The organism is Kosakonia beeri, from assembly GCF_054165705.1.
On sequence record NZ_CM135106.1, the window covers coordinates 504,109 to 525,401 of the forward strand.

General features: G+C 51.6%; 18 protein-coding genes, 2 tRNA genes and 4 rRNA genes. 13 read left to right on the top strand and 11 right to left on the bottom strand.

Annotation, left to right across the window (positions count from 1 at the left end; genetic code table 11):
• Positions 1-40 precede the first annotated feature (40 nt).
• From dprA to ACUY4S_RS02520, 6 genes are read left to right on the top strand one after another with little or no spacing between them, the layout of a single operon-like run.
• Complete coding sequence (dprA, locus tag ACUY4S_RS02495) at positions 41-1,165, top strand: DNA-protecting protein DprA (protein WP_312689523.1); 1,125 nt, start codon at positions 41-43, stop codon at positions 1,163-1,165.
• Positions 1,137-1,610, top strand: coding sequence for a DUF494 family protein Smg (gene smg, locus ACUY4S_RS02500; protein ID WP_312689521.1), 474 nt, complete (start codon positions 1,137-1,139; stop codon positions 1,608-1,610). The genes dprA and smg overlap by 29 nt, the downstream gene beginning before the upstream one ends.
• A 26-nt stretch (positions 1,611-1,636) precedes the next feature.
• Positions 1,637-2,194 (top strand): DNA topoisomerase family protein, encoded by a 558-nt coding sequence (locus tag ACUY4S_RS02505; protein ID WP_458023552.1) that lies wholly within the window; start codon positions 1,637-1,639, stop codon positions 2,192-2,194.
• Positions 2,184-2,756, top strand: a complete 573-nt coding sequence (tsaC, locus tag ACUY4S_RS02510) for an L-threonylcarbamoyladenylate synthase type 1 TsaC (protein ID WP_312689518.1) — start codon at positions 2,184-2,186, stop codon at positions 2,754-2,756. Before ACUY4S_RS02505 ends, tsaC begins: the two co-directional genes overlap by 11 nt.
• A gap of 4 nt (positions 2,757-2,760) precedes the next feature.
• Entirely contained in the window at positions 2,761-3,579 is an 819-nt protein-coding gene (gene aroE, locus ACUY4S_RS02515; RefSeq protein WP_312689516.1) for a shikimate dehydrogenase, read from the top strand.
• Positions 3,576-3,833, top strand: coding sequence for a DUF1488 family protein (locus tag ACUY4S_RS02520; RefSeq protein ID WP_312689515.1), 258 nt, complete (start codon positions 3,576-3,578; stop codon positions 3,831-3,833). Before aroE ends, ACUY4S_RS02520 begins: the two co-directional genes overlap by 4 nt.
• On the opposite strand, the gene ACUY4S_RS02525 is transcribed toward ACUY4S_RS02520, so the two are convergent.
• Positions 3,809-4,363 (bottom strand): gamma carbonic anhydrase family protein, encoded by a 555-nt coding sequence (locus tag ACUY4S_RS02525; protein WP_458023551.1) that lies wholly within the window; start codon positions 4,361-4,363, stop codon positions 3,809-3,811. The two genes, ACUY4S_RS02520 and ACUY4S_RS02525, sit on opposite strands and share 25 nt — an antisense overlap.
• A 473-nt stretch (positions 4,364-4,836) precedes the next feature.
• Here ACUY4S_RS02525 and ACUY4S_RS02530 point away from each other — a divergent pair.
• The 6 genes from ACUY4S_RS02530 to rrf (ACUY4S_RS02555) all read left to right on the top strand — a co-directional run bounded on the left by ACUY4S_RS02530 (position 4,837) and on the right by rrf (ACUY4S_RS02555) (position 10,088).
• A 16S ribosomal RNA gene (locus tag ACUY4S_RS02530) occupies positions 4,837-6,376 on the top strand.
• Positions 6,377-6,461: 85 nt separating this feature from the next.
• Positions 6,462-6,537, top strand: a tRNA-Glu gene (locus ACUY4S_RS02535).
• Between the two features lie 191 nt (positions 6,538-6,728).
• Positions 6,729-9,634, top strand: a 23S ribosomal RNA gene (locus ACUY4S_RS02540).
• A gap of 93 nt (positions 9,635-9,727) precedes the next feature.
• Positions 9,728-9,843: ribosomal RNA gene (gene rrf, locus ACUY4S_RS02545) — 5S ribosomal RNA — on the top strand.
• A 14-nt stretch (positions 9,844-9,857) separates the two neighbouring features.
• Positions 9,858-9,933, top strand: a tRNA-Thr gene (locus ACUY4S_RS02550).
• Between the two features lie 39 nt (positions 9,934-9,972).
• Positions 9,973-10,088: ribosomal RNA gene (gene rrf, locus ACUY4S_RS02555) — 5S ribosomal RNA — on the top strand.
• The 16S, 23S and 5S rRNA genes sit together here with 2 tRNA genes alongside, the layout of an rRNA operon.
• Before the next feature lie 156 nt (positions 10,089-10,244).
• Here rrf (ACUY4S_RS02555) and ACUY4S_RS02560 read toward each other — a convergent pair.
• The 7 genes from ACUY4S_RS02560 to ACUY4S_RS02590 all read right to left on the bottom strand — a co-directional run bounded on the left by ACUY4S_RS02560 (position 10,245) and on the right by ACUY4S_RS02590 (position 17,844).
• Entirely contained in the window at positions 10,245-11,003 is a 759-nt protein-coding gene (locus ACUY4S_RS02560) for an amino acid ABC transporter ATP-binding protein (RefSeq protein WP_312691170.1), read from the bottom strand.
• An 8-nt stretch (positions 11,004-11,011) separates the two neighbouring features.
• Complete coding sequence (locus ACUY4S_RS02565) at positions 11,012-12,115, bottom strand: amino acid ABC transporter permease (RefSeq protein WP_312691171.1); 1,104 nt, start codon at positions 12,113-12,115, stop codon at positions 11,012-11,014.
• Between the two features lie 9 nt (positions 12,116-12,124).
• A complete protein-coding gene (locus ACUY4S_RS02570; RefSeq protein WP_312691172.1) occupies positions 12,125-13,306 on the bottom strand; it encodes an amino acid ABC transporter permease in 1,182 nt (393 codons plus the stop codon).
• A 73-nt stretch (positions 13,307-13,379) separates the two neighbouring features.
• Positions 13,380-14,405, bottom strand: coding sequence for an amino acid ABC transporter substrate-binding protein (locus ACUY4S_RS02575; RefSeq protein ID WP_312691173.1), 1,026 nt, complete (start codon positions 14,403-14,405; stop codon positions 13,380-13,382).
• A gap of 474 nt (positions 14,406-14,879) precedes the next feature.
• The gene (locus ACUY4S_RS02580) at positions 14,880-15,101 is read right to left on the bottom strand and encodes a lipoprotein (RefSeq protein WP_312691174.1); all 222 of its coding nucleotides are present in this window, start codon (positions 15,099-15,101) and stop codon (positions 14,880-14,882) included.
• A 313-nt stretch (positions 15,102-15,414) separates the two neighbouring features.
• Positions 15,415-17,517 carry a putative bifunctional diguanylate cyclase/phosphodiesterase gene (locus ACUY4S_RS02585; RefSeq protein ID WP_458022836.1) on the bottom strand — a complete coding sequence of 701 codons (2,103 nt, stop codon included), beginning with the start codon at positions 17,515-17,517 and terminating at the stop codon, positions 15,415-15,417.
• 165 nt (positions 17,518-17,682) lie between these two features.
• Entirely contained in the window at positions 17,683-17,844 is a 162-nt protein-coding gene (locus tag ACUY4S_RS02590; protein ID WP_312691176.1) for a DUF2556 family protein, read from the bottom strand.
• A 181-nt stretch (positions 17,845-18,025) separates the two neighbouring features.
• Here ACUY4S_RS02590 and ACUY4S_RS02595 point away from each other — a divergent pair, with 181 nt between their 5' ends.
• Positions 18,026-18,391 carry a hypothetical protein gene (locus ACUY4S_RS02595; RefSeq protein WP_458022837.1) on the top strand — a complete coding sequence of 122 codons (366 nt, stop codon included), beginning with the start codon at positions 18,026-18,028 and terminating at the stop codon, positions 18,389-18,391.
• A gap of 292 nt (positions 18,392-18,683) precedes the next feature.
• Here the strand turns inward: ACUY4S_RS02595 and ACUY4S_RS02600 are convergent, their stop codons facing one another.
• The 3 genes from ACUY4S_RS02600 to dusB all read right to left on the bottom strand — a co-directional run bounded on the left by ACUY4S_RS02600 (position 18,684) and on the right by dusB (position 20,895).
• Entirely contained in the window at positions 18,684-19,052 is a 369-nt protein-coding gene (locus ACUY4S_RS02600; protein ID WP_458022838.1) for an STY0301 family protein, read from the bottom strand.
• A 555-nt stretch (positions 19,053-19,607) separates the two neighbouring features.
• Positions 19,608-19,904, bottom strand: coding sequence for a DNA-binding transcriptional regulator Fis (fis, locus tag ACUY4S_RS02605; RefSeq protein ID WP_000462905.1), 297 nt, complete (start codon positions 19,902-19,904; stop codon positions 19,608-19,610).
• A 25-nt stretch (positions 19,905-19,929) separates the two neighbouring features.
• Complete coding sequence (gene dusB / locus ACUY4S_RS02610) at positions 19,930-20,895, bottom strand: tRNA dihydrouridine synthase DusB (protein ID WP_312691178.1); 966 nt, start codon at positions 20,893-20,895, stop codon at positions 19,930-19,932.
• Positions 20,896-21,293 lie beyond the last annotated feature (398 nt).

Below are 21,293 nucleotides of genomic sequence, written 5' to 3' on the forward strand. Positions count from 1 at the left end.
CGCAAGGATTGCCAGGACTGCTTGTGGCAGGGGGATAAGGATGACATCCACAGAAATTAGTTTGCGTTTGATGCAGGTGAGTGATCTATGTGGTGAACGCTGGCTTCATGCCCTACGTTGGCTGCAGAAAAATCAGGATATTACTCCCACAGCACTGCAACATTTGGGGTTGACGGGGGCGCAAATCCGACGTTTTTTCTCTCTCACTCAACGGGACATTGAGCTGATGTTCGGCTGGCTTGAGGATGCGAATCATCACTTTATTATTGCCAGCGATCTCGCTTACCCCACGCAGTTGCGGGCTATTGTCGATTACCCCGGAGGGCTCTTTGTGCAAGGGGAGCTTTCCTTGCTGAAAACGCCGCAACTGGCGGTGGTCGGTAGCCGGGCACATTCATGGTATGGCGAACGTTGGGGAAGGATCTTTTGCGAGTCGCTTGCCCGAAGCGGAATGACCATTACCAGTGGACTGGCATTAGGTATTGATAGTATTGCTCACCGCGCAGCCCTCAATGCGCGCGGCAAAAGTATAGCCGTGTTGGGGAATGGTTTATACCGCCTTCATCCACGCAGGCATGCCTCGTTAGCAGCGCAACTCATTGAAGATGGCGGCGCATTAGTGTCTGAGTTGCCGCTGCCTGCCATGCCGTTACCGGGGCACTTTCCGCGTCGTAACCGAATTATCAGTGGCCTGAGTCTTGGTGTGCTGGTCGTTGAAGCGGCAGTGCGTAGCGGTTCGCTGGTTACCGCGCGTACTGCGCTCGAACAAGGTCGGGAAGTGTTTGCATTACCCGGGCCTGTTGGGAGTCCTGGCAGCGAAGGCCCTCACTGGTTAATCAAACAGGGTGCTACGCCAGTAACAAACGCTGACGAGATCCTTGAAAATTTGCAATGTGGTCTGCATTGGCTACCTGAATCACACGAAAAAACGATTTATTCCCCAGATCCGGAAAGTGCGGCATTGCCATTTCCTGAGCTCCTGGCTAACGTAGGAGATGAGGTAACACCTGTTGACGTCGTCGCTGAACGTGCCGGCCAACCTGTGCCAGTCACAGCAGCTCAATTGCTTGAACTGGAGTTAGCAGGATGGATCGCAGCTGTACCCGGCGGCTATGTCCGATTGAGGAGGGCAAGCCATGTTCGACGTACTAATGTACTTGTTTGAGACTTACATCCATAACGAAGCTGAACTGCGTGTGGATCAGGACAAACTGGAACGGGATCTTACCGACGCCGGATTTGATCGTGAAGACATCTACAATGCACTTCTGTGGCTGGAAAAATTAGCTGATTATCAGGAAGGCCTTGCCGAACCGATGCAGCTCGCTTCTGATCCGCTCTCTGTCCGTATTTATACTGCGGAAGAGTGCGAAAGGCTGGATGCCAGTTGCCGGGGATTTTTGTTATTCCTGGAGCAGATTCAGGTGCTCAACCTCGAAACGCGAGAAATGGTGATAGAACGTGTGCTGGCGCTGGATACGGCAGAGTTCGAATTAGAAGATCTGAAATGGGTCATTCTTATGGTTCTCTTCAATATTCCTGGCTGCGAGAACGCATACCAGCAAATGGAAGAATTACTCTTTGAAGTGAATGAAGGTATGCTGCACTAATCATTTTTGCAGCTTCAAGAGTCATTATGGCCAAATCAGCACTGTTTTCGGTGCGTAACAATGAGCCCTGCCCACAATGCGGGGCTGAACTTGTTATACGTTCCGGGAAACACGGTCCGTTTCTCGGGTGTTCGCACTATCCAGAATGTGATTATGTACGTCCGTTAAAAAGTCAGGCGGATGGACATATCGTCAAGGTTCTGGAAGGCCAGCTCTGCCCACAATGCGGCGCCAACCTGGTACTGAGGCAGGGGCGGTTTGGTATGTTTATAGGATGCAGTCAGTATCCAGAATGTGAACATACAGAACTGATCGACAAGCCTGATGAAACAGCAATAACCTGCCCGCAATGTCAGAATGGGCACCTTGTACAGCGCCGTTCCCGGTATGGCAAGACTTTCTACTCCTGCGATCGCTACCCTGATTGTCAGTTCGTTATCAATTTCAAACCGGTGGCGGGCGAATGTCCTCTGTGCCATTACCCGCTACTTATCGAGAAGAAAACCGCGCAAGGTATTAAATGCTATTGCGCCAGTAAACAATGTGGACAGCCGGTAACGGCGGAACAAACTCGTGAAGAATAACCTGCCTGCAGACTCTATCGCCGCGGCGGTAGAAGTTTTAAAGAAAGAGCACGTCATCGCATACCCAACAGAAGCTGTTTTTGGGGTTGGTTGTGACCCGGACAGTGAAATCGCAGTGCATCGCCTGCTTACGCTAAAACAACGCCCTGTTGAAAAAGGGTTGATTCTGATTGCGGCAAGTTTTGAACAACTGAAACCGTATATTGACGACAGCATGTTGACGGACGCACAGCGTCAGGCTGTGTTCGCATGTTGGCCCGGCCCGGTGACCTTTGTTTTCCCGGCGAAACCGACAACGCCACGCTGGCTGACGGGGCGTTTTGATTCACTGGCTGTGCGTGTGACTAATCACCCGCAGGTCATCGCGCTGTGTAAAGCCTATGGCAAGCCTCTGGTATCGACCAGTGCCAATCTGTCGGGTCTGCCACCGTGCAGAACCGCACAAGAAGTGGTTACTCAATTTGGCGCTGACTTTCCGGTAGTGGATGCGCAGACGGGCGGGCGACAGAACCCTTCTGAAATCCGCGACGCCCTTACCGGCGAACTTTTCCGTCAGGGATAATCGTATGGGATCCTACGCAGTCTTCGGTAATCCGATCGCACATAGCAAATCGCCGTTCATTCATCAGCAGTTTGCGGCACAGCTAGGTATTGAACACCCTTATGGGCGCGTACTCGCACCAGTGAATGACTTTGTGAACACGCTGGAAGCCTTTTTCGCCAGTGGTGGAAAAGGGGCCAATGTTACCGTGCCATTTAAAGAAGAGGCTTTTGCCCGGGCGGATGAATTAACCGAGCGCGCAGCGCTTGCCGGGGCGGTCAATACGCTCAAGCAGCTTGACGATGGCCGTTTACTGGGAGACAACACAGATGGCATCGGCCTGTTGAGCGATCTTGAACGGTTGGCCTTTATCCGTCCGGGGTTTCGCATTTTGCTGGTTGGTGCAGGAGGTGCGGCTCGCGGTGTGTTGCTCCCTCTGCTTTCGCTTGATTGCACAGTGACTATTACGAATCGTACTTTGGCGCGCGCCGAAGCGTTGGAAACGTTATTTGCCCATACTGGCAGCGTGAATGCCGTTGCCATGAGCGACTTGGCCGGTCATGAATTCGATCTGATTATCAACGCTACCTCCAGCGGCATTGGCGGCGATGTCCCGGCGCTGCCGGAAGCGATTGTTCATCGGCAGCTCTTTTGCTATGACATGTTTTATCAAAAAGGGAATACGCCATTCCTGAACTGGTGCGAAAAGCAGGGAGCGAAACAGTGTGCTGACGGTCTGGGTATGCTGGTGGGGCAAGCAGCTCATGCCGTTTTGCTTTGGCATGGTGTACTACCGCAAGTCGAACCGGTTATAAGCGTGTTAAAACAGGAACTGGCGCTATGAATCAGGCTATCCAGTTTCCCGATCGCGAAGAGTGGAATGCTGCCTTGCAGGCTATTTGCTTCCCGGCCCTGGTGAATGGGATGCAATTTATCTGCGCAATTGCTGGGACGACGTTGCTGCAACGCTTTGGTGGCGAAACGCCAGAGCAATATCTGGCGGTATTCCGTGAAAATCGCTGGGATTTGGAAGAGGAGGCGGAGCAACGGATCCGCTGTCAGGAAGAAGATGATCAGGGCATTGTCTGGTTGTACTGATCCAGGTATTCATCTTTCCATTTCACATAATTGTTTGCAGAGTACTTCAGGCCTTCTTTTTCCGCTTCGGTCAGGGGGCGGATCTGTTTTACCGGGCTGCCGAGGTACAGGTAGCCGCTTTCCAGACGTTTATTTTGCGGTACCAGGCTGCCTGCACCGATCATAACGTCATCTTCTATTACCGCCCCATCCAGCAAAATAGACCCCATACCGACCAGCACGCGATTGCCAATGGTGCAGCCGTGCAGCATGACTTTATGCCCAACGGTAACGTCTTCACCAATAATGAGCGGATCACCTTCAGGTTTATAAGAAGATTTGTGTGTGACATGTAGAACACTGCCATCCTGAAGATTACTGCGTGCGCCAATCTCGACATAATTCACGTCGCCACGAATAACCACCAGTGGCCAGATCCCGACATCATCTGCGATCCGGACATCACCAATCACCACGCTGGTGGCATCAACCATGACCCGTTGGCCCAGGCCGGGGAAAAGATCTTTATAAGGACGTAAGACAGTAGACATACTTACCTCATCAAAATACGGCTGAAGGTATGACTTTGATCGCAACAGAAGGCTTCTGCAACCCTTTTACGCATCATTATTTGAGCAGATCGTATGGGATCGCAGCAAAAAGAATGAAAAACCAGCACTCAGAAAAAAAGATCGCAAAAAGACTTGTGCTTAAAATTGGGATCCCTATAATGCGCCTCCGTTGACACGACAACGTGAATCACTTCACGAGATGGTCGGGGAAACGAAAGAGAAAAATCCTGAAAATCAGGGTTGACTCTGAAAGAGGAAAGCGTAATATACGCCACCTCGCGACAGAGCGCTAAAGCGCGTCGCAACTGCTCTTTAACAATTTATCAGACAATCTGTGTGGGCACTCAAAGTGACATGGATTCTTAACGTCTCCGGACGCTAAATGAATACCAAGTCTCACGAGTGAACACGTAATTCATTACGAAGTTTAATTCGATGAGCATCAAACTTTTAAATTGAAGAGTTTGATCATGGCTCAGATTGAACGCTGGCGGCAGGCCTAACACATGCAAGTCGAACGGTAGCACAGAGAGCTTGCTCTCGGGTGACGAGTGGCGGACGGGTGAGTAATGTCTGGGAAACTGCCTGATGGAGGGGGATAACTACTGGAAACGGTAGCTAATACCGCATAACGTCGCAAGACCAAAGAGGGGGACCTTCGGGCCTCTTGCCATCAGATGTGCCCAGATGGGATTAGCTAGTAGGTGGGGTAACGGCTCACCTAGGCGACGATCCCTAGCTGGTCTGAGAGGATGACCAGCCACACTGGAACTGAGACACGGTCCAGACTCCTACGGGAGGCAGCAGTGGGGAATATTGCACAATGGGCGCAAGCCTGATGCAGCCATGCCGCGTGTATGAAGAAGGCCTTCGGGTTGTAAAGTACTTTCAGCGGGGAGGAAGGGAGTAAGGTTAATAACCTTATTCATTGACGTTACCCGCAGAAGAAGCACCGGCTAACTCCGTGCCAGCAGCCGCGGTAATACGGAGGGTGCAAGCGTTAATCGGAATTACTGGGCGTAAAGCGCACGCAGGCGGTCTGTCAAGTCGGATGTGAAATCCCCGGGCTCAACCTGGGAACTGCATTCGAAACTGGCAGGCTAGAGTCTCGTAGAGGGAGGTAGAATTCCAGGTGTAGCGGTGAAATGCGTAGAGATCTGGAGGAATACCGGTGGCGAAGGCGGCCTCCTGGACGAAGACTGACGCTCAGGTGCGAAAGCGTGGGGAGCAAACAGGATTAGATACCCTGGTAGTCCACGCCGTAAACGATGTCGATTTGGAGGTTGTGCCCTTGAGGCGTGGCTTCCGGAGCTAACGCGTTAAATCGACCGCCTGGGGAGTACGGCCGCAAGGTTAAAACTCAAATGAATTGACGGGGGCCCGCACAAGCGGTGGAGCATGTGGTTTAATTCGATGCAACGCGAAGAACCTTACCTGGTCTTGACATCCACAGAACACTTCAGAGATGGAGTGGTGCCTTCGGGAACTGTGAGACAGGTGCTGCATGGCTGTCGTCAGCTCGTGTTGTGAAATGTTGGGTTAAGTCCCGCAACGAGCGCAACCCTTATCCTTTGTTGCCAGCGGTCCGGCCGGGAACTCAAAGGAGACTGCCAGTGATAAACTGGAGGAAGGTGGGGATGACGTCAAGTCATCATGGCCCTTACGACCAGGGCTACACACGTGCTACAATGGCGCATACAAAGAGAAGCGACCTCGCGAGAGCAAGCGGACCTCATAAAGTGCGTCGTAGTCCGGATTGGAGTCTGCAACTCGACTCCATGAAGTCGGAATCGCTAGTAATCGTAGATCAGAATGCTACGGTGAATACGTTCCCGGGCCTTGTACACACCGCCCGTCACACCATGGGAGTGGGTTGCAAAAGAAGTAGGTAGCTTAACCTTCGGGAGGGCGCTTACCACTTTGTGATTCATGACTGGGGTGAAGTCGTAACAAGGTAACCGTAGGGGAACCTGCGGTTGGATCACCTCCTTACCTTAAAGAACCTGCCTTTGTAGTGCTCACACAGATTGTCTGATGAAAAGTAAGAAGCAAGGCGTCTTGCGATTGAGACTTCAGTGTCCCCTTCGTCTAGAGGCCCAGGACACCGCCCTTTCACGGCGGTAACAGGGGTTCGAATCCCCTAGGGGACGCCACTTGCTGGTCTGTGAGTGAAAGTCACCTGCCGATATATCTCAAAACTGGCTTGCGAGTCATGTTTGAGATATTTGCTCTTTAAAAATCTGGATCAAGCTGAAAATTGAAACACTGAACAGTGCGAACTGTTCTGTGAGTCTCTCAAATTTTCGCAACTGATGATGTTTTACGAAACATCTTCGGGTTGTGAGGTTAAGCGACTAAGCGTACACGGTGGATGCCCTGGCAGTCAGAGGCGATGAAGGACGTGCTAATCTGCGAAAAGCGCCGGTAAGGTGATATGAACCGTTATAACCGGCGATGTCCGAATGGGGAAACCCAGTGTGACTCGTCACACTATCATTAACTGAATCCATAGGTTAATGAGGCGAACCGGGGGAACTGAAACATCTAAGTACCCCGAGGAAAAGAAATCAACCGAGATTCCCCCAGTAGCGGCGAGCGAACGGGGAGCAGCCCAGAGTCTGAATCAGCATGTGTGTTAGTGGAAGCGTCTGGAAAGTCGCGCGATACAGGGTGACAGCCCCGTACACAAAAGCACACAGGCTGTGAGCTCGAAGAGTAGGGCGGGACACGTGGTATCCTGTCTGAATATGGGGGGACCATCCTCCAAGGCTAAATACTCCTGACTGACCGATAGTGAACCAGTACCGTGAGGGAAAGGCGAAAAGAACCCCGGCGAGGGGAGTGAAAAAGAACCTGAAACCGTGTACGTACAAGCAGTGGGAGCCTCTTTATGGGGTGACTGCGTACCTTTTGTATAATGGGTCAGCGACTTATATTCTGTAGCAAGGTTAACCGAATAGGGGAGCCGAAGGGAAACCGAGTCTTAACTGGGCGTTAAGTTGCAGGGTATAGACCCGAAACCCGGTGATCTAGCCATGGGCAGGTTGAAGGTTGGGTAACACTAACTGGAGGACCGAACCGACTAATGTTGAAAAATTAGCGGATGACTTGTGGCTGGGGGTGAAAGGCCAATCAAACCGGGAGATAGCTGGTTCTCCCCGAAAGCTATTTAGGTAGCGCCTCGTGAATTCATCTCCGGGGGTAGAGCACTGTTTCGGCTAGGGGGCCATCCCGGCTTACCAACCCGATGCAAACTACGAATACCGGAGAATGTTATCACGGGAGACACACGGCGGGTGCTAACGTCCGTCGTGAAGAGGGAAACAACCCAGACCGCCAGCTAAGGTCCCAAAGTCATGGTTAAGTGGGAAACGATGTGGGAAGGCCCAGACAGCCAGGATGTTGGCTTAGAAGCAGCCATCATTTAAAGAAAGCGTAATAGCTCACTGGTCGAGTCGGCCTGCGCGGAAGATGTAACGGGGCTAAACCATGCACCGAAGCTGCGGCAGCGACACTATGTGTTGTTGGGTAGGGGAGCGTTCTGTAAGCCTGCGAAGGTGTGCTGTGAGGCATGCTGGAGGTATCAGAAGTGCGAATGCTGACATAAGTAACGATAAAGCGGGTGAAAAGCCCGCTCGCCGGAAGACCAAGGGTTCCTGTCCAACGTTAATCGGGGCAGGGTGAGTCGACCCCTAAGGCGAGGCCGAAAGGCGTAGTCGATGGGAAACAGGTTAATATTCCTGTACTTGGTGTTACTGCGAAGGGGGGACGGAGAAGGCTATGTTGGCCGGGCGACGGTTGTCCCGGTTTAAGCGTGTAGGTGTGTGTTCCAGGTAAATCCGGTTCACTTTAACACTGAGGCGTGATGACGAGGCACTACGGTGCTGAAGCAACAAATGCCCTGCTTCCAGGAAAAGCCTCTAAGCATCAGGTAACATCAAATCGTACCCCAAACCGACACAGGTGGTCAGGTAGAGAATACCAAGGCGCTTGAGAGAACTCGGGTGAAGGAACTAGGCAAAATGGTGCCGTAACTTCGGGAGAAGGCACGCTGGTGCGTAGGTGAAGTGACTTGCTCACGGAGCTGAAACCAGTCGAAGATACCAGCTGGCTGCAACTGTTTATTAAAAACACAGCACTGTGCAAACACGAAAGTGGACGTATACGGTGTGACGCCTGCCCGGTGCCGGAAGGTTAATTGATGGGGTTATCCGTAAGGAGAAGCTCTTGATCGAAGCCCCGGTAAACGGCGGCCGTAACTATAACGGTCCTAAGGTAGCGAAATTCCTTGTCGGGTAAGTTCCGACCTGCACGAATGGCGTAATGATGGCCAGGCTGTCTCCACCCGAGACTCAGTGAAATTGAACTCGCTGTGAAGATGCAGTGTACCCGCGGCAAGACGGAAAGACCCCGTGAACCTTTACTATAGCTTGACACTGAACATTGAGCCTTGATGTGTAGGATAGGTGGGAGGCTTTGAAGCGTGGACGCCAGTCTGCGTGGAGCCAACCTTGAAATACCACCCTTTAATGTTTGATGTTCTAACGTGGACCCGTAAACCGGGTTGCGGACAGTGTCTGGTGGGTAGTTTGACTGGGGCGGTCTCCTCCTAAAGCGTAACGGAGGAGCACGAAGGTCAGCTAATCCTGGTCGGACATCAGGAGGTTAGTGCAATGGCATAAGCTGGCTTGACTGCGAGAGTGACGGCTCGAGCAGGTGCGAAAGCAGGTCATAGTGATCCGGTGGTTCTGAATGGAAGGGCCATCGCTCAACGGATAAAAGGTACTCCGGGGATAACAGGCTGATACCGCCCAAGAGTTCATATCGACGGCGGTGTTTGGCACCTCGATGTCGGCTCATCACATCCTGGGGCTGAAGTAGGTCCCAAGGGTATGGCTGTTCGCCATTTAAAGTGGTACGCGAGCTGGGTTTAGAACGTCGTGAGACAGTTCGGTCCCTATCTGCCGTGGGCGCTGGAGAATTGAGGGGGGCTGCTCCTAGTACGAGAGGACCGGAGTGGACGCATCACTGGTGTTCGGGTTGTCATGCCAATGGCACTGCCCGGTAGCTAAATGCGGAAGAGATAAGTGCTGAAAGCATCTAAGCACGAAACTTGCCCCGAGATGAGTTCTCCCTGAGACTTTAAGTCTCCTGAAGGAACGTTGAAGACGACGACGTTGATAGGCCGGGTGTGTAAGCGCAGCGATGCGTTGAGCTAACCGGTACTAATGAACCGTGAGGCTTAACCTTACAACGCCGAAGATGTTTTGGCGGATGAGAGATGATTTTCAGCTGATACAGATTAGATTGACAGACCGGAAGGTGTGTTGATGACAGAATTTGCCTGGCGGCACTAGCGCGGTGGTCCCACCTGACCCCATGCCGAACTCAGAAGTGAAACGCCGTAGCGCCGATGGTAGTGTGGGGTCTCCCCATGCGAGAGTAGGGAACTGCCAGGCATCAAATTTAGCGTGCTGATATGGCTCAGTTGGTAGAGCGCACCCTTGGTAAGGGTGAGGTCCCCAGTTCGACTCTGGGTATCAGCACCAGTTATAGCGGTTAAAGTTCGGCACTTAGAAAAGAATTTGCCTGGCGGCAACAGCGCGGTGGTCCCACCTGACCCCATGCCGAACTCAGAAGTGAAACGCCGTAGCGCCGATGGTAGTGTGGGGTCTCCCCATGCGAGAGTAGGGAACTGCCAGGCATCAAATAAAGCAAAAGGCCCAGTCGAAAGACTGGGCCTTTTGTTTTTCTGTTGTCCCCGGCTGCATCCTGAAAGTAACGTCTCACTCTTTATCCACTGAAACAACGGTAATAAAAAAGGCCACCAGCAAGGATGGCCTGTGAAAGAGAGATGAGATTAATGGATAACCTGAGACAGAAATGCGCGGGTACGTTCTGATTTTGGGTTTGCAAAGAACTCTTCTGGCGGTGCCTGCTCGACTATTTCGCCACGATCCATAAAGATCACCCGGTCAGCAACGGTACGGGCGAAGCCCATTTCATGGGTCACGCACAGCATCGTCATCCCCGACTGTGCAAGACCAATCATGGTATCCAGCACTTCTTTCACCATTTCGGGATCCAGCGCTGAAGTCGGTTCATCGAATAACATGATCTTAGGTTTCATGCATAGCGAACGTGCAATGGCGACACGCTGCTGCTGCCCGCCAGAAATCTGCCCGGGAAACTTATGCGCATGTTCAGCAATACGCACGCGTTCAAGATAATGCATCGCCAGTGCTTCGGCTTCCTTCTTCGGCATTTTACGTACCCAGATCGGTGCCAGCGTACAGTTTTGCAGTACCGTTAAATGCGGGAACAAATTGAAGTGCTGGAAGACCATACCCACTTCCTGGCGGATCTTCTCAATGTTGCGGATATCTTCATTTAACTCGATACCATCCACGACGATGCGACCCTGCTGATGCTCTTCAAGATGGTTAATACACCGGATCGTGGTGGATTTGCCGGATCCGGAGGGGCCACAAAGAACGATACGTTCACCCTGTTTCACATTGAGATTAATGTCTTTCAGTACGTGGAATTGTCCGTACCATTTATTCACATCTTCGAGCGTAATCATCGCGTTGCCAGAATGCATAGTTATATTACTCATGGGTATCCTCAGTGCGGTGTACGCCCGGTGTTAAAGCGCTTCTCCAGGTGTTGGCTATAGCGCGACATGCTAAAACAAAAAATCCAGTAAATGAGGGCGGCAAAAACATAGCCTTCGGTCGACATGCCCAGCCAGGCAGGATCGACCGTCGCCTGCTGAACGCTGCTAAACAGATCAAACAGACCGATAATGATCACCAGACTGGTATCCTTAAACAGAGCGATAATGGTGTTCACCAGACCGGGGATCACCAGCTTTAAGGCCTGCGGTAAAATCACTAACCCCTGCGTTTTCCAGTAACCCAACGCCAGCGATTCTGCAGCTTCATACTGACCTTTTGGTAATGCCTGCAACCCTCCTCGCACCACTTCAGCCACATAAGCCGATTGGAAAAGGATCACACCAACCAGCGCACGAATCAGTTTATCGATGCTGGTTCCTTCAGACATAAACAACGGCAGCATAACTGAAGACATAAACAGCACAGTGATCAGCGGAACGCCGCGCCAGAACTCAATGAAGAGGACGGACAAGACCCGCACGACGGGCATTTTCGAACGGCGTCCCAGCGCCAGCAATATTCCAAGCGGTAACGCACCGGCAATCCCCACCGAGGCAATAATCAAGGTGAGTGTTAATCCGCCCCACTGGCGGGTTTCAACGCGATCCAGCCCGAAGAAGCCGCCAAACATCAGCCACCAGACAACAATCGGGTAGAGAACAGCCCAACAGGCGATGTAACGTCCGCGTCGCGGCAGTCCTTTCCAGAACATGGGTGCAATGGAGAACAGCCCCACCAGTAAAGCCACATTGATACGCCAGCGTTCCTCATGCGGGTAAAGGCCGTACATGAACTGGCCAAAGCGCTCATGGATAAATACCCAACAGGCACCGGCTTTGGTGCAATCCGCCCGCGTAGAACCTACCCAGTTGGCCTGGAATAAAGTCCACTCCAATAGCGGTGGGATCAGTTCCCACATCAGCCACAGACAAAACAGTGTCAGCAGCGAGTTAGACCAGCTGGAGAACAGATTTTTTCGCACCCATAACACCATGCCGTTGCTACCTGCCGGTGTCGGGCGTGCGGGGGGAGAAAGAATCGCTTTCGTCATCTTCGTTCCTTAGCGCTCAATCAAGGCAATGCGACGGTTATAGATGTTCATCAGCAGCGAAATAGTAAGACTGATAAGCAGATAAACAGACATCGTAATTGCAATCGTTTCAATGGCCTGACCCGTCTGGTTTAGCACCGTACCGGCAAACAGCGACACCATATCCGGGTAACCGATAGCGGCTGCCAGAGAGGAGTTTTTCGCGATATTAAGGTACTGACTGGTCAGCGGTGGAATGATCACCCGGAGTGCCTGCGGGATAATCACCTGACGAAGCGTGACCGGGTTCGGTAAGCCCAGTGAACGTGCCGCTTCGTGTTGTCCATAGGGAACAGACTGGATGCCGGAGCGAATAATCTCGGCGATAAATGCAGAGGTATACACCGATAGCGCAATGGTCAGCGCCGCCAGTTCCGGAATAAGCACCATGCCGCCCCGGAAGTTAAACCCTTGCAAGGCTGGCACTTCCCAGTGCAGTGCCGCACCAAACACCCAGTGCGCTAACAGCGGTAGGGCAATGACCAGTCCCAGCGCTGTCGGCCATGTCCGGCGTAGCTGTCCTGTTTTGGTCTGATGCGCTTTATTAAAGCGGAACAGGCCAACCGAGACGATAATCGCCAGCGCAATAGCGACGATGAATGCCAGCACGCCTTCACCCATTTGTGGTGAAGGAATATATAACCCGCGATTGCTCAGGAAGATAAGATCCATCGCGCTGACCGCCTGGCGGGGACCTGGCAGGTTACGCAGCACGGCAAAGTACCAGAAGAATATTTGCAGCAACGGTGGGATATTACGGAAGGTTTCGATGTAAATCGTCGACAACTTACGCAGCAGCCAGTTTTCCGACAGGCGCGCCAGACCCAGGAAAAAACCCAGAAAAGAGGCAAAAACAATACAGAGCGCGGAGACCAGCAGCGTGTTTAACAGACCGACCAGAAACACGCGGCCATATGTATCGCCCTGTTCATAGTCGATCAGATGTTGAACAATACCAAAACCGGCTGCGCGGTCGAGAAAGGCGAATCCGGAGGTGATCCCGCGATTATCCAGGTTAGTAACGGTGTTGTGTATCAAATAGACTGCGATAACCACCACGGCGACAATCGCAATGATTTGAAACAGCCAGGCACGAACCGCAGGATTTGAAAGGGTGATAGCACCTTTCACGGTTGGGCGGCGATGGGACATAGGGAAAACCTCAGTAACCATGACTCTGGACTGGGCGCCGCATAGGCGCAGCACCCGTTACAGCACTTGCCGATTAGCGTACTGGCGGAGCGTACTGAATGCCGCCGTTGTTCCAGAGATTGTTCTGGCCACGTTTAATTTTCAGCGCGCTCTCAGAACCGACATTACGTTCGAACACTTCAGAGTAGTTACCGACTTTTTTAATGATGTTATAGGCCCATTTATTATCAAGCTTCAGGTCCTTACCGAAGTCGCCTTCTTTGCCCAGCAGGTGCGCCATGTCCGGCGTCGCCGGGTTCGCGACTTTCTCATCGACGTTTTTCGAGGTGATCCCCATTTCCTCCGCATTCAGCATGGCGAACAGAGTCCAGCGCACAATGGCGAACCAGTCGTCATCGCCGCGACGCACCACCGGCCCCAGCGGCTCTTTTGAGATCACTTCTGGCAAGACGATCCACTCAGCCGGATTGCTCAGCTTAATACGCAGCGCATAAAGCTGAGACTGGTCGGAAGCCAGCGTATCGCAACGACCTGACTCCAGCGCTTTTGCCGACTCGTCAGAGCGGTCAAATGTAACCGGTGTGTACTTCATCTTATTGGATTTGAAGTAATCAGCGACATTCAGCTCGGTATCCGTACCCGCCTGAATACAAACGGTTGCGCCATCCAGCTCTTTTGCGCTCTTCAACCCGGCTTTGTTATGTGTCAGGAAGCCAATACCGTCATAATACGTAACGCCAGTAAAAGAGAGGCCCATGCCGCCATCGCGGGAAGAAGTCCAGGTGGTATTGCGGGAGAGCATGTCCACTTCGCCAGATTGCAACGCGGTAAAGCGCTCTTTTGCGGTCAGCGGGGTGTATTTCACTTTGCTATCGTCACCGAACACCGCAGCCGCAACACCGCGACAAACATCCACATCAATACCGGTGAATTTACCGTTGGCATCCGCATAAGAGAAGCCTGGCAGACCGTCGCTGATACCGCACTGTACAAAACCTTTCTTTTTAACGGCATCCAGCGTTGTACCTGCATGCGCCTGATTTGCAACAGCAAACAGCACGCCGGCAGCCGCCAGGCTGGCGATCATCATCTTTTTCATAATGCATCCTGTGTGGCGAAAATTTATCGTTATATAAGGCGTCCGGGAAACGCCTGAACCTGTCTGTGGCTATGGCCGTACTCTTTTAAGCAAAGGTAATGCCAGTTTTGCGGGCGGCGCATTTAGACGAGCCGGACACGCAATATTCAGAGTGTAGTCAGGAAAAAAAAGAATAATTGCCCTGCGCTGGTGCAAATTTACAACCTGCGCCACAAAACGGAGCAAAAAAGTGCCTTTTTATCCACTTGTTAGTAAACAAGTTTCTTAGGTGAATATAAGCAATATATTGAATGGCATTACTTTGTGAAATGGCTCACGCCGAATAACGATAATATCGGCCAACCGGTAGATTCAGCGTGGGGAGGTTTGAGGAAATATTCGCTGCCTTGCTTTTTAATGAGGCTAAACATTCGCGTTGAGAAGAATCTTGCACCATTATAAAGCAAAAGCGCGGATGCCCGCGCTTTTATCAGGTTAACGGGTCAGTGCAACGATACCCAGCGTCAGGCCAGCGAGCGCTGCGGCACCGCCAGCAACCGCCCCTGCGGTTTCCCAGTTATCCTGTGTCGTCCCTTTCATGCAGGTGTTGGTATGCACCAGACGGCCCTGATCGTCATACACCGGTACACAAGGAGAATCGTGCGCACAGCCGGCAAGAACGGCAGAAAGCAGTGCAACAGAAATGAATTTTTTCATGATATTACCTCGAAATAATCACGATCCCCGTCGAGAATCGATGCCGTTATTTTATCATTCGGCAATCGGCTTGCTCAGTCGTAATAATCTCAAAGTATGTGTAATGTAAACATCGTGGAGAGAAGGCTGGGGGATATAAAGAATATTGCAGAAAAAATGAAGAGGATAGCTAAAATATATTCTCCAGCTTCAAAATAGTGGCTTAATTCTATGACCAATAAGGATTTACTTATGTGGCAAGCAAGCAGCATATTAATCTACATCATCAACCTGGTAAAATAAAAAACGCCCGCAGGCGTCTTTTAATCATGCATTATGTACGTCTACTAAAATTATGTTCAGCCGCCGCTTCTTCTGCAGGCAGGTTATTGCCATGCGCGCTAATGGACTCGGCGCTGACCGGTTTGCCCAATAAATAGCCCTGAAGCGTATTACAGCCAAGTTCAGTGAGAAACGCTTGCTGCTCTGGTGTTTCTACGCCTTCCGCAACCACTTTCAGGTTGAGCGTTTTCGCCAGCGCGACAATGGCTGAGACAATCGTGGCATCTTCCCCCTCCTTGGTCAGTTCACGCACGAATGCGCGGTCGATTTTGAGTTCGCAAGCAGGAAGCCGTTTCAAATAGAGCAGGCTCGAGTAACCAGTGCCAAAGTCATCAATCGAGGCCTTAACACCCAGACGGGTCAACTCTGTCAGCACCCGCACACTCTCATCCGGGTTGCTCATGGCCGTGGTTTCTGTGACCTCAAGGATCAGTTTGTTCGGCGGCACGCCATGCTTATTTAGCATATCGACAATCGTATCGACCAGCGCAGGCTGTTCAAACTGTAGCGTCGAGAGGTTGACCGCTATCGACCAGTCGAGATGGCCCTGTTTGCGCCATTCGCTCAATTGTCGGCACGCTTCGTCTACTACCCAGTTGCCCAGCGGGACAATCAGACCTGTTTTTTCGGCCAACGGTAAAAACACATCCGGCGTCAGCAGTCCACGTCGTGGATGTTCCCAGCGCAAAAGCGCCTCGAAACCGACAACCGGCCCGGCAGGCGCTTTAAATTTGGGCTGATACACCAGGCGGAACTCACGATGTTCCAGGGCGTACCACAAATCGTTAAGTAACTGAAGCTGGGTCTGCGCCAGCGTGTTCATGGATGGCTGGAAAAAGTGGTAGCCATTACGCCCCATATGTTTGGTGTGATACATCGCCGCATCGGCGTTAAACATCAGTTCCCGCTCATTTTTACCATCGTGCGGATAAATTGCGATCCCCACACTCAGGGTTACCATCACCTCATAGGGATCGATTTTGAACGGTTTATCAATGACGTGTACCAGCGAGTTAGCGAGGGTGGCTGCCTCTTCAGGAGCGCTAACCTCAACCAGCAGCACAAATTCATCGCCGCCAATACGCGCCAGCGTATATTGACCTTTTAGCTGTTGCGTCAGGCGATCGGTCACCGCGACCAGCAGCTTATCGCCGACATCGTGACCCCAGGCGTCATTGACGGTTTTAAACCCGTCGAGATCCATAAACATCAGCGCAAAGAAGGTTCCTTCGCGCATGGCCTTGTTGATGACCTGTTCAAGGCGATCTTCCAGTAATACCCGGTTGGGTAAGCGCGTCAGGGTATCGTGCAGGGCCAGTCGTGCCAGTTCTCGGTTCGCCGCGGCCAGCGAGGTAGCCAGTAACGAGGTACGTGCTTGCAAACGCGCATCGAACATCGACACCAGTAAAGTAATGCCCAGCACCGAAAAGGCCATCATGCTGACCAAAATAGCCAGCCAGTTATTGTTAAAGCCGTGATGGCCCATATCGTGCTGCGCAGGAAATTGTGCTGCGACCATCCCGGTATAGTGCATGCCGGCAATCGCGATGCCCATCAGGATGGCGGCGCCAAAGCGCATCAACGCAACCTGGGCGGCTTCATGACGCAGGCGGAAGGTGAGCCATAAGGCTGCAAAAGAGGCGACAAGGGCGATAACAACCGACAGCGATACCCATTTCAAGTCCCAGACGATCGGCGGAGAAACTTGCAGCGCCGCCATCCCGGTGTAATGCATTGCGACAATGCCCAGCCCCATCACCACTGAACCGGGAAGTAAGCGACGAAGGTGCAACTGCGAGGCGCTCACCAGCCACAGCGCGAACAGCGAAGAGCCAATGGCAATGAACATGGATATGACAGTCAGCAGCGGTTCGTAGCGCATGCTCATCGACATATTCATCGCCAGCATGCCGATGAAATGCATCGCCCAGATGCCGATCCCCATCGCGATGCCGCCGCCGGTTAACCAGACCCACGAAGAGGTACCGGTGCTTGTAGAGACGCGGCCAGCCATATTCAGGGCGGTGTAAGAGGCCAGTATGGCGACGATAAAAGAAACAACAATAAGGATATAGTCGTATTGGCTAACCAGCATGATGTCATCAACTCATTCACGAAGATCGTTATGCATTATTACGGCCGTAGGGGCGAAAAAGGCTGAGACAGTATCATCGTCTGGTGATGACTCAAAATGATTTAAATCCCTGCAATAATCTGGATGATGGCGTCGTTTTCACGAATTTTCTCTACCAACAACCACTTATAGATCGTCGCAGTTAACCAGTTTGAGCGGATTTACGGAATTCATATTGCGGCATTTATCCACTTCGGTTGTCAGATACTCAATCCATTGCATGATTAAGACATCCAGCATCAGGATCGACAGAGCGAATGCAACAAGCCACCAATATTTGCGAATCATTCCATGTATCCCTTTCTTACAACCATTTATTGGAATATACACGAGTCTGCGGCGGTGAAACGTTGGGGAAGACCGCGTTTTAGGTGTCATTTCCGGTAATAAAAAAGGCGCTTCCCTATGCCGGTAAGCGCCGTATTGGCGGGGCCAGTATTTCCGCAGGGCTCTATGTGGATGATCAGCAGTGACAAATCACCCTCAGTTATGGCCGGAAGGTGAGACATTTGTCCGCGAGGTGCTGAGACCAACAAACTATGAGCCTTTGCCAGTTTTGGTGACTTACACCGTCCCTCCGTTCGATGTTGTTGTCGCGACGTGGCAGAACACAGACCCGAAAAAGGCGTATCCGCTATTTCGGCAGTTCATCGTTGACTGGGATCAGCAGGCCAAGCTCACTGATGACATTCTGATATCTTTTTTGGTGACGTTTCCCGGCACAGACAAAGCAATTTTTAATGCCTGGGCCGAACACATGAGAGAACGGCTTGCTGTAAGCCTGGCTGTATTCATGCACGAGAAAAACTCTATCAATGGAGGCGAGTATGCTTGAACGGGATAACCTCGAAGAAGTAATAAAGGAAATGGCCCGTCAGCAGGGCCGATAAGCTGGATGCCGCCGATAAGCTGGAGATACGTTGCCGTGTGGCCGGAACCTTCGCCGTAAAGAAGTGTCACCGCCAGCGCATAATCGCTCCGGAATACCGATGGCGCAAGCCTGCACCCCGAAGATAATCCTTTTTCCTGGCTGGTGCTGGTGGCCCTGTAATTTACGCATTTCTTGTTTCTGTGGGAAAGCAATTGCCAGAACCACCGGCTGTGCGGTATCTGGCAATAAGAGAGGTTTATTCGCAGGAGGCGTAAAACTCTTCTTTGCTGTATCCATACCACGCAGAACATTTTTTTGCTGTTTCCGGCACCTTTAGAACCAGGGTCTTTTCAGTTCCGGTGTAGTGGCATACAAGATACAGAGGCATATTTTTTTCCCGGGCATAGTCCTGGTAATCTTTTAGCGTCCACTCTGTTTTATCCTGCGTATCCGGCATTAACTCGCCAGGATTTTTTGGCAGCCCCTGAAAAAGGCTTACATCGTTAAGTCTGTGCGGCTTGTTATCAACCTGGAGTGAGTCCGGACAGGCGATTTCTTCTGCGCTTGCTACGCCAGAGAACAACATAATCGCAGCACTTAGCAACGCTGCTTTACTCCACGACATAATAATTTACTCCATTGTTTTCAGCGCGAGGGGATGACCTGAAGAATATAGTCCTGGGTGAAACTGTGTGTGGAACAGTAATCGGCCTGCCAGGTTTGCCAACATCATGCCCCATCTACTGATCCTGCACCTTAATCCCGGTAGAATCCTGCCCCAAATAAATCGCCGCGCGGCGTTGCCGCTATGTAAGCCATTTCCTTTGTTTCTCTGTGGATTAATGCGCCCATGTTCTTTTACATGCCAGATGACAGGCAAGCGGGGGAATGAGTGAGAATGTCCGATTAAGTTCATTCCTGGTCGGCGTCGACACTTAATCCCCTGCCGAATCAGAAATGACGACAGCGGCCAGAGGGCTAATGCGCATAGTTAACCGCGTTGCTAATTTGCAACTCACTGCGCCGTTGGCGCACCCGCTGTACAGCTCGCAGATATCTCACGTTATCGTTCGGTGTAGTTTGTGCTCATATGTAGTCAGTGGTGTAGTCAGTTCAATAAAAAAGGCGCTTCCCCATGCCGGTTAGCGCCTTTTTATCAATACAACTCACTGATTAAAAATCAGTTCATGCCGTATTTTTTCAGTTTTTTACGCAGCGTACCGCGGTTGATGCCCATCATCAGCGCCGCGCGGGTCTGATTACCACGGGTGTATTGCATCACCATGTCCAACAGTGGCTGTTCTACTTCAGCCAGTACCAGCTCATACAGGTCATTAACATCCTGACCGTTCAGTTGAGCAAAATAGTTCTTCAGTGCCTGTTTTACCGAGTCACGGAGCGGTTTTTGGGTAACCTGATCCTGAGAGTTAACGGTAGAAACGGTCAGTACGTCAGAATTTACGCGTTGTTCGAACATAGTTCTGTCAGCTCTTTATTTCTGTTTACGCAAAATTTTCGAAGTATGCCTCCAACGCCTCCAGCTGTTCGCTGGCATTCTCAATGGCGTTGAATGTGCGCCGAAACTGGTCATCTGGAGCGTGCTCCTGGAGATACCAGGAGACGTGTTTACGCGCGATTCGGTAACCTTTTGCCTGACCGTAAAAGTCATGCAGTTCCCGAACATGCGCACAAAGCAAGCGCTTAACCTCTGCCAAAGGCAGCGGGGCCAGCAGCTCCCCAGTGTCCAGATAATGCTGGATTTCCCGAAAGATCCAGGGTCTTCCCTGAGCTGCGCGGCCTATCATCAGGGCATCCGCCCCCGTATAGTCAAGCACAGCTCTGGCTTTAAGCGGGTCAGTAATGTCGCCATTCGCGATGACCGGAATGGAAACTTTCTGCTTAACTGCCCGAATACTGTCGTACTCAGCTTCTCCATTGAACAAACAGGCGCGGGTGCGTCCATGAATGGTCAGAGCCTGGATACCACAATCCTCAGCCAGTTGGGCAATTTCTACGCAGTTACGATGTTCCGGAGCCCAGCCAGTGCGAATTTTCAGCGTGACAGGCACATCCACTGCTGCAACCACCGTGGTCAGGATCGACTTCACCAGATCCGGGTATTGCAACAGGGCGGAGCCTGCAAGCTTGCGATTCACCTTTTTAGCCGGACAGCCCATATTGATATCAATAATCTGGGCGCCGCTTTCCACGTTAATGCGTGCGGCTTCCGCCATTTCATCCGGGTCGCTGCCAGCAATTTGCACGGTGCGAATACCGGGTTCATCAATGTGCACCATCCGCAGTCGGGACTTGTCGCTTTCCCACACTTGCGGGTTAGATGACATCATCTCGGATACGGTTAAACCGGCTCCCATCTCGTAGCACAACGTCCGGAATGGTCTGTCAGTAATGCCAGCCATTGGCGCTGCGATCAGGCGATTTCTGAGCTGGTGGTGTCCGATGCGCATGAGTTAAGAAATGACCATACTGTGACTGCAAGGCGGCGTATATTACGCATTTTTCGCACGAGATGAAAGGCCAAACTTTGAGCAATCCTCTGTTGTAGATCAAGGAATCGCCAGCGATGGCGGGCCTTTTAAATATTAAATCATATATTTCATGAGGTTACTTAAAAGAGAAAAATTTTGCGGAGGCGATAAATTCGCGCAAGTTATCGTTTTTAATGGCGACATAAGCGTCATAATTGCTTATTAATCACGCAAAAAAGGCGGGTTTTGAGAACTCGCTCTCATTTTTTATCCCAACGATTTCTGGGAACATTTAGCAACCTGGCTTCCGCGCAGCAGAGATATCAGGCGGTTTTTGTCGTGTTACTGGTGCCATTTAAACGCGGTAAACCGCGAAG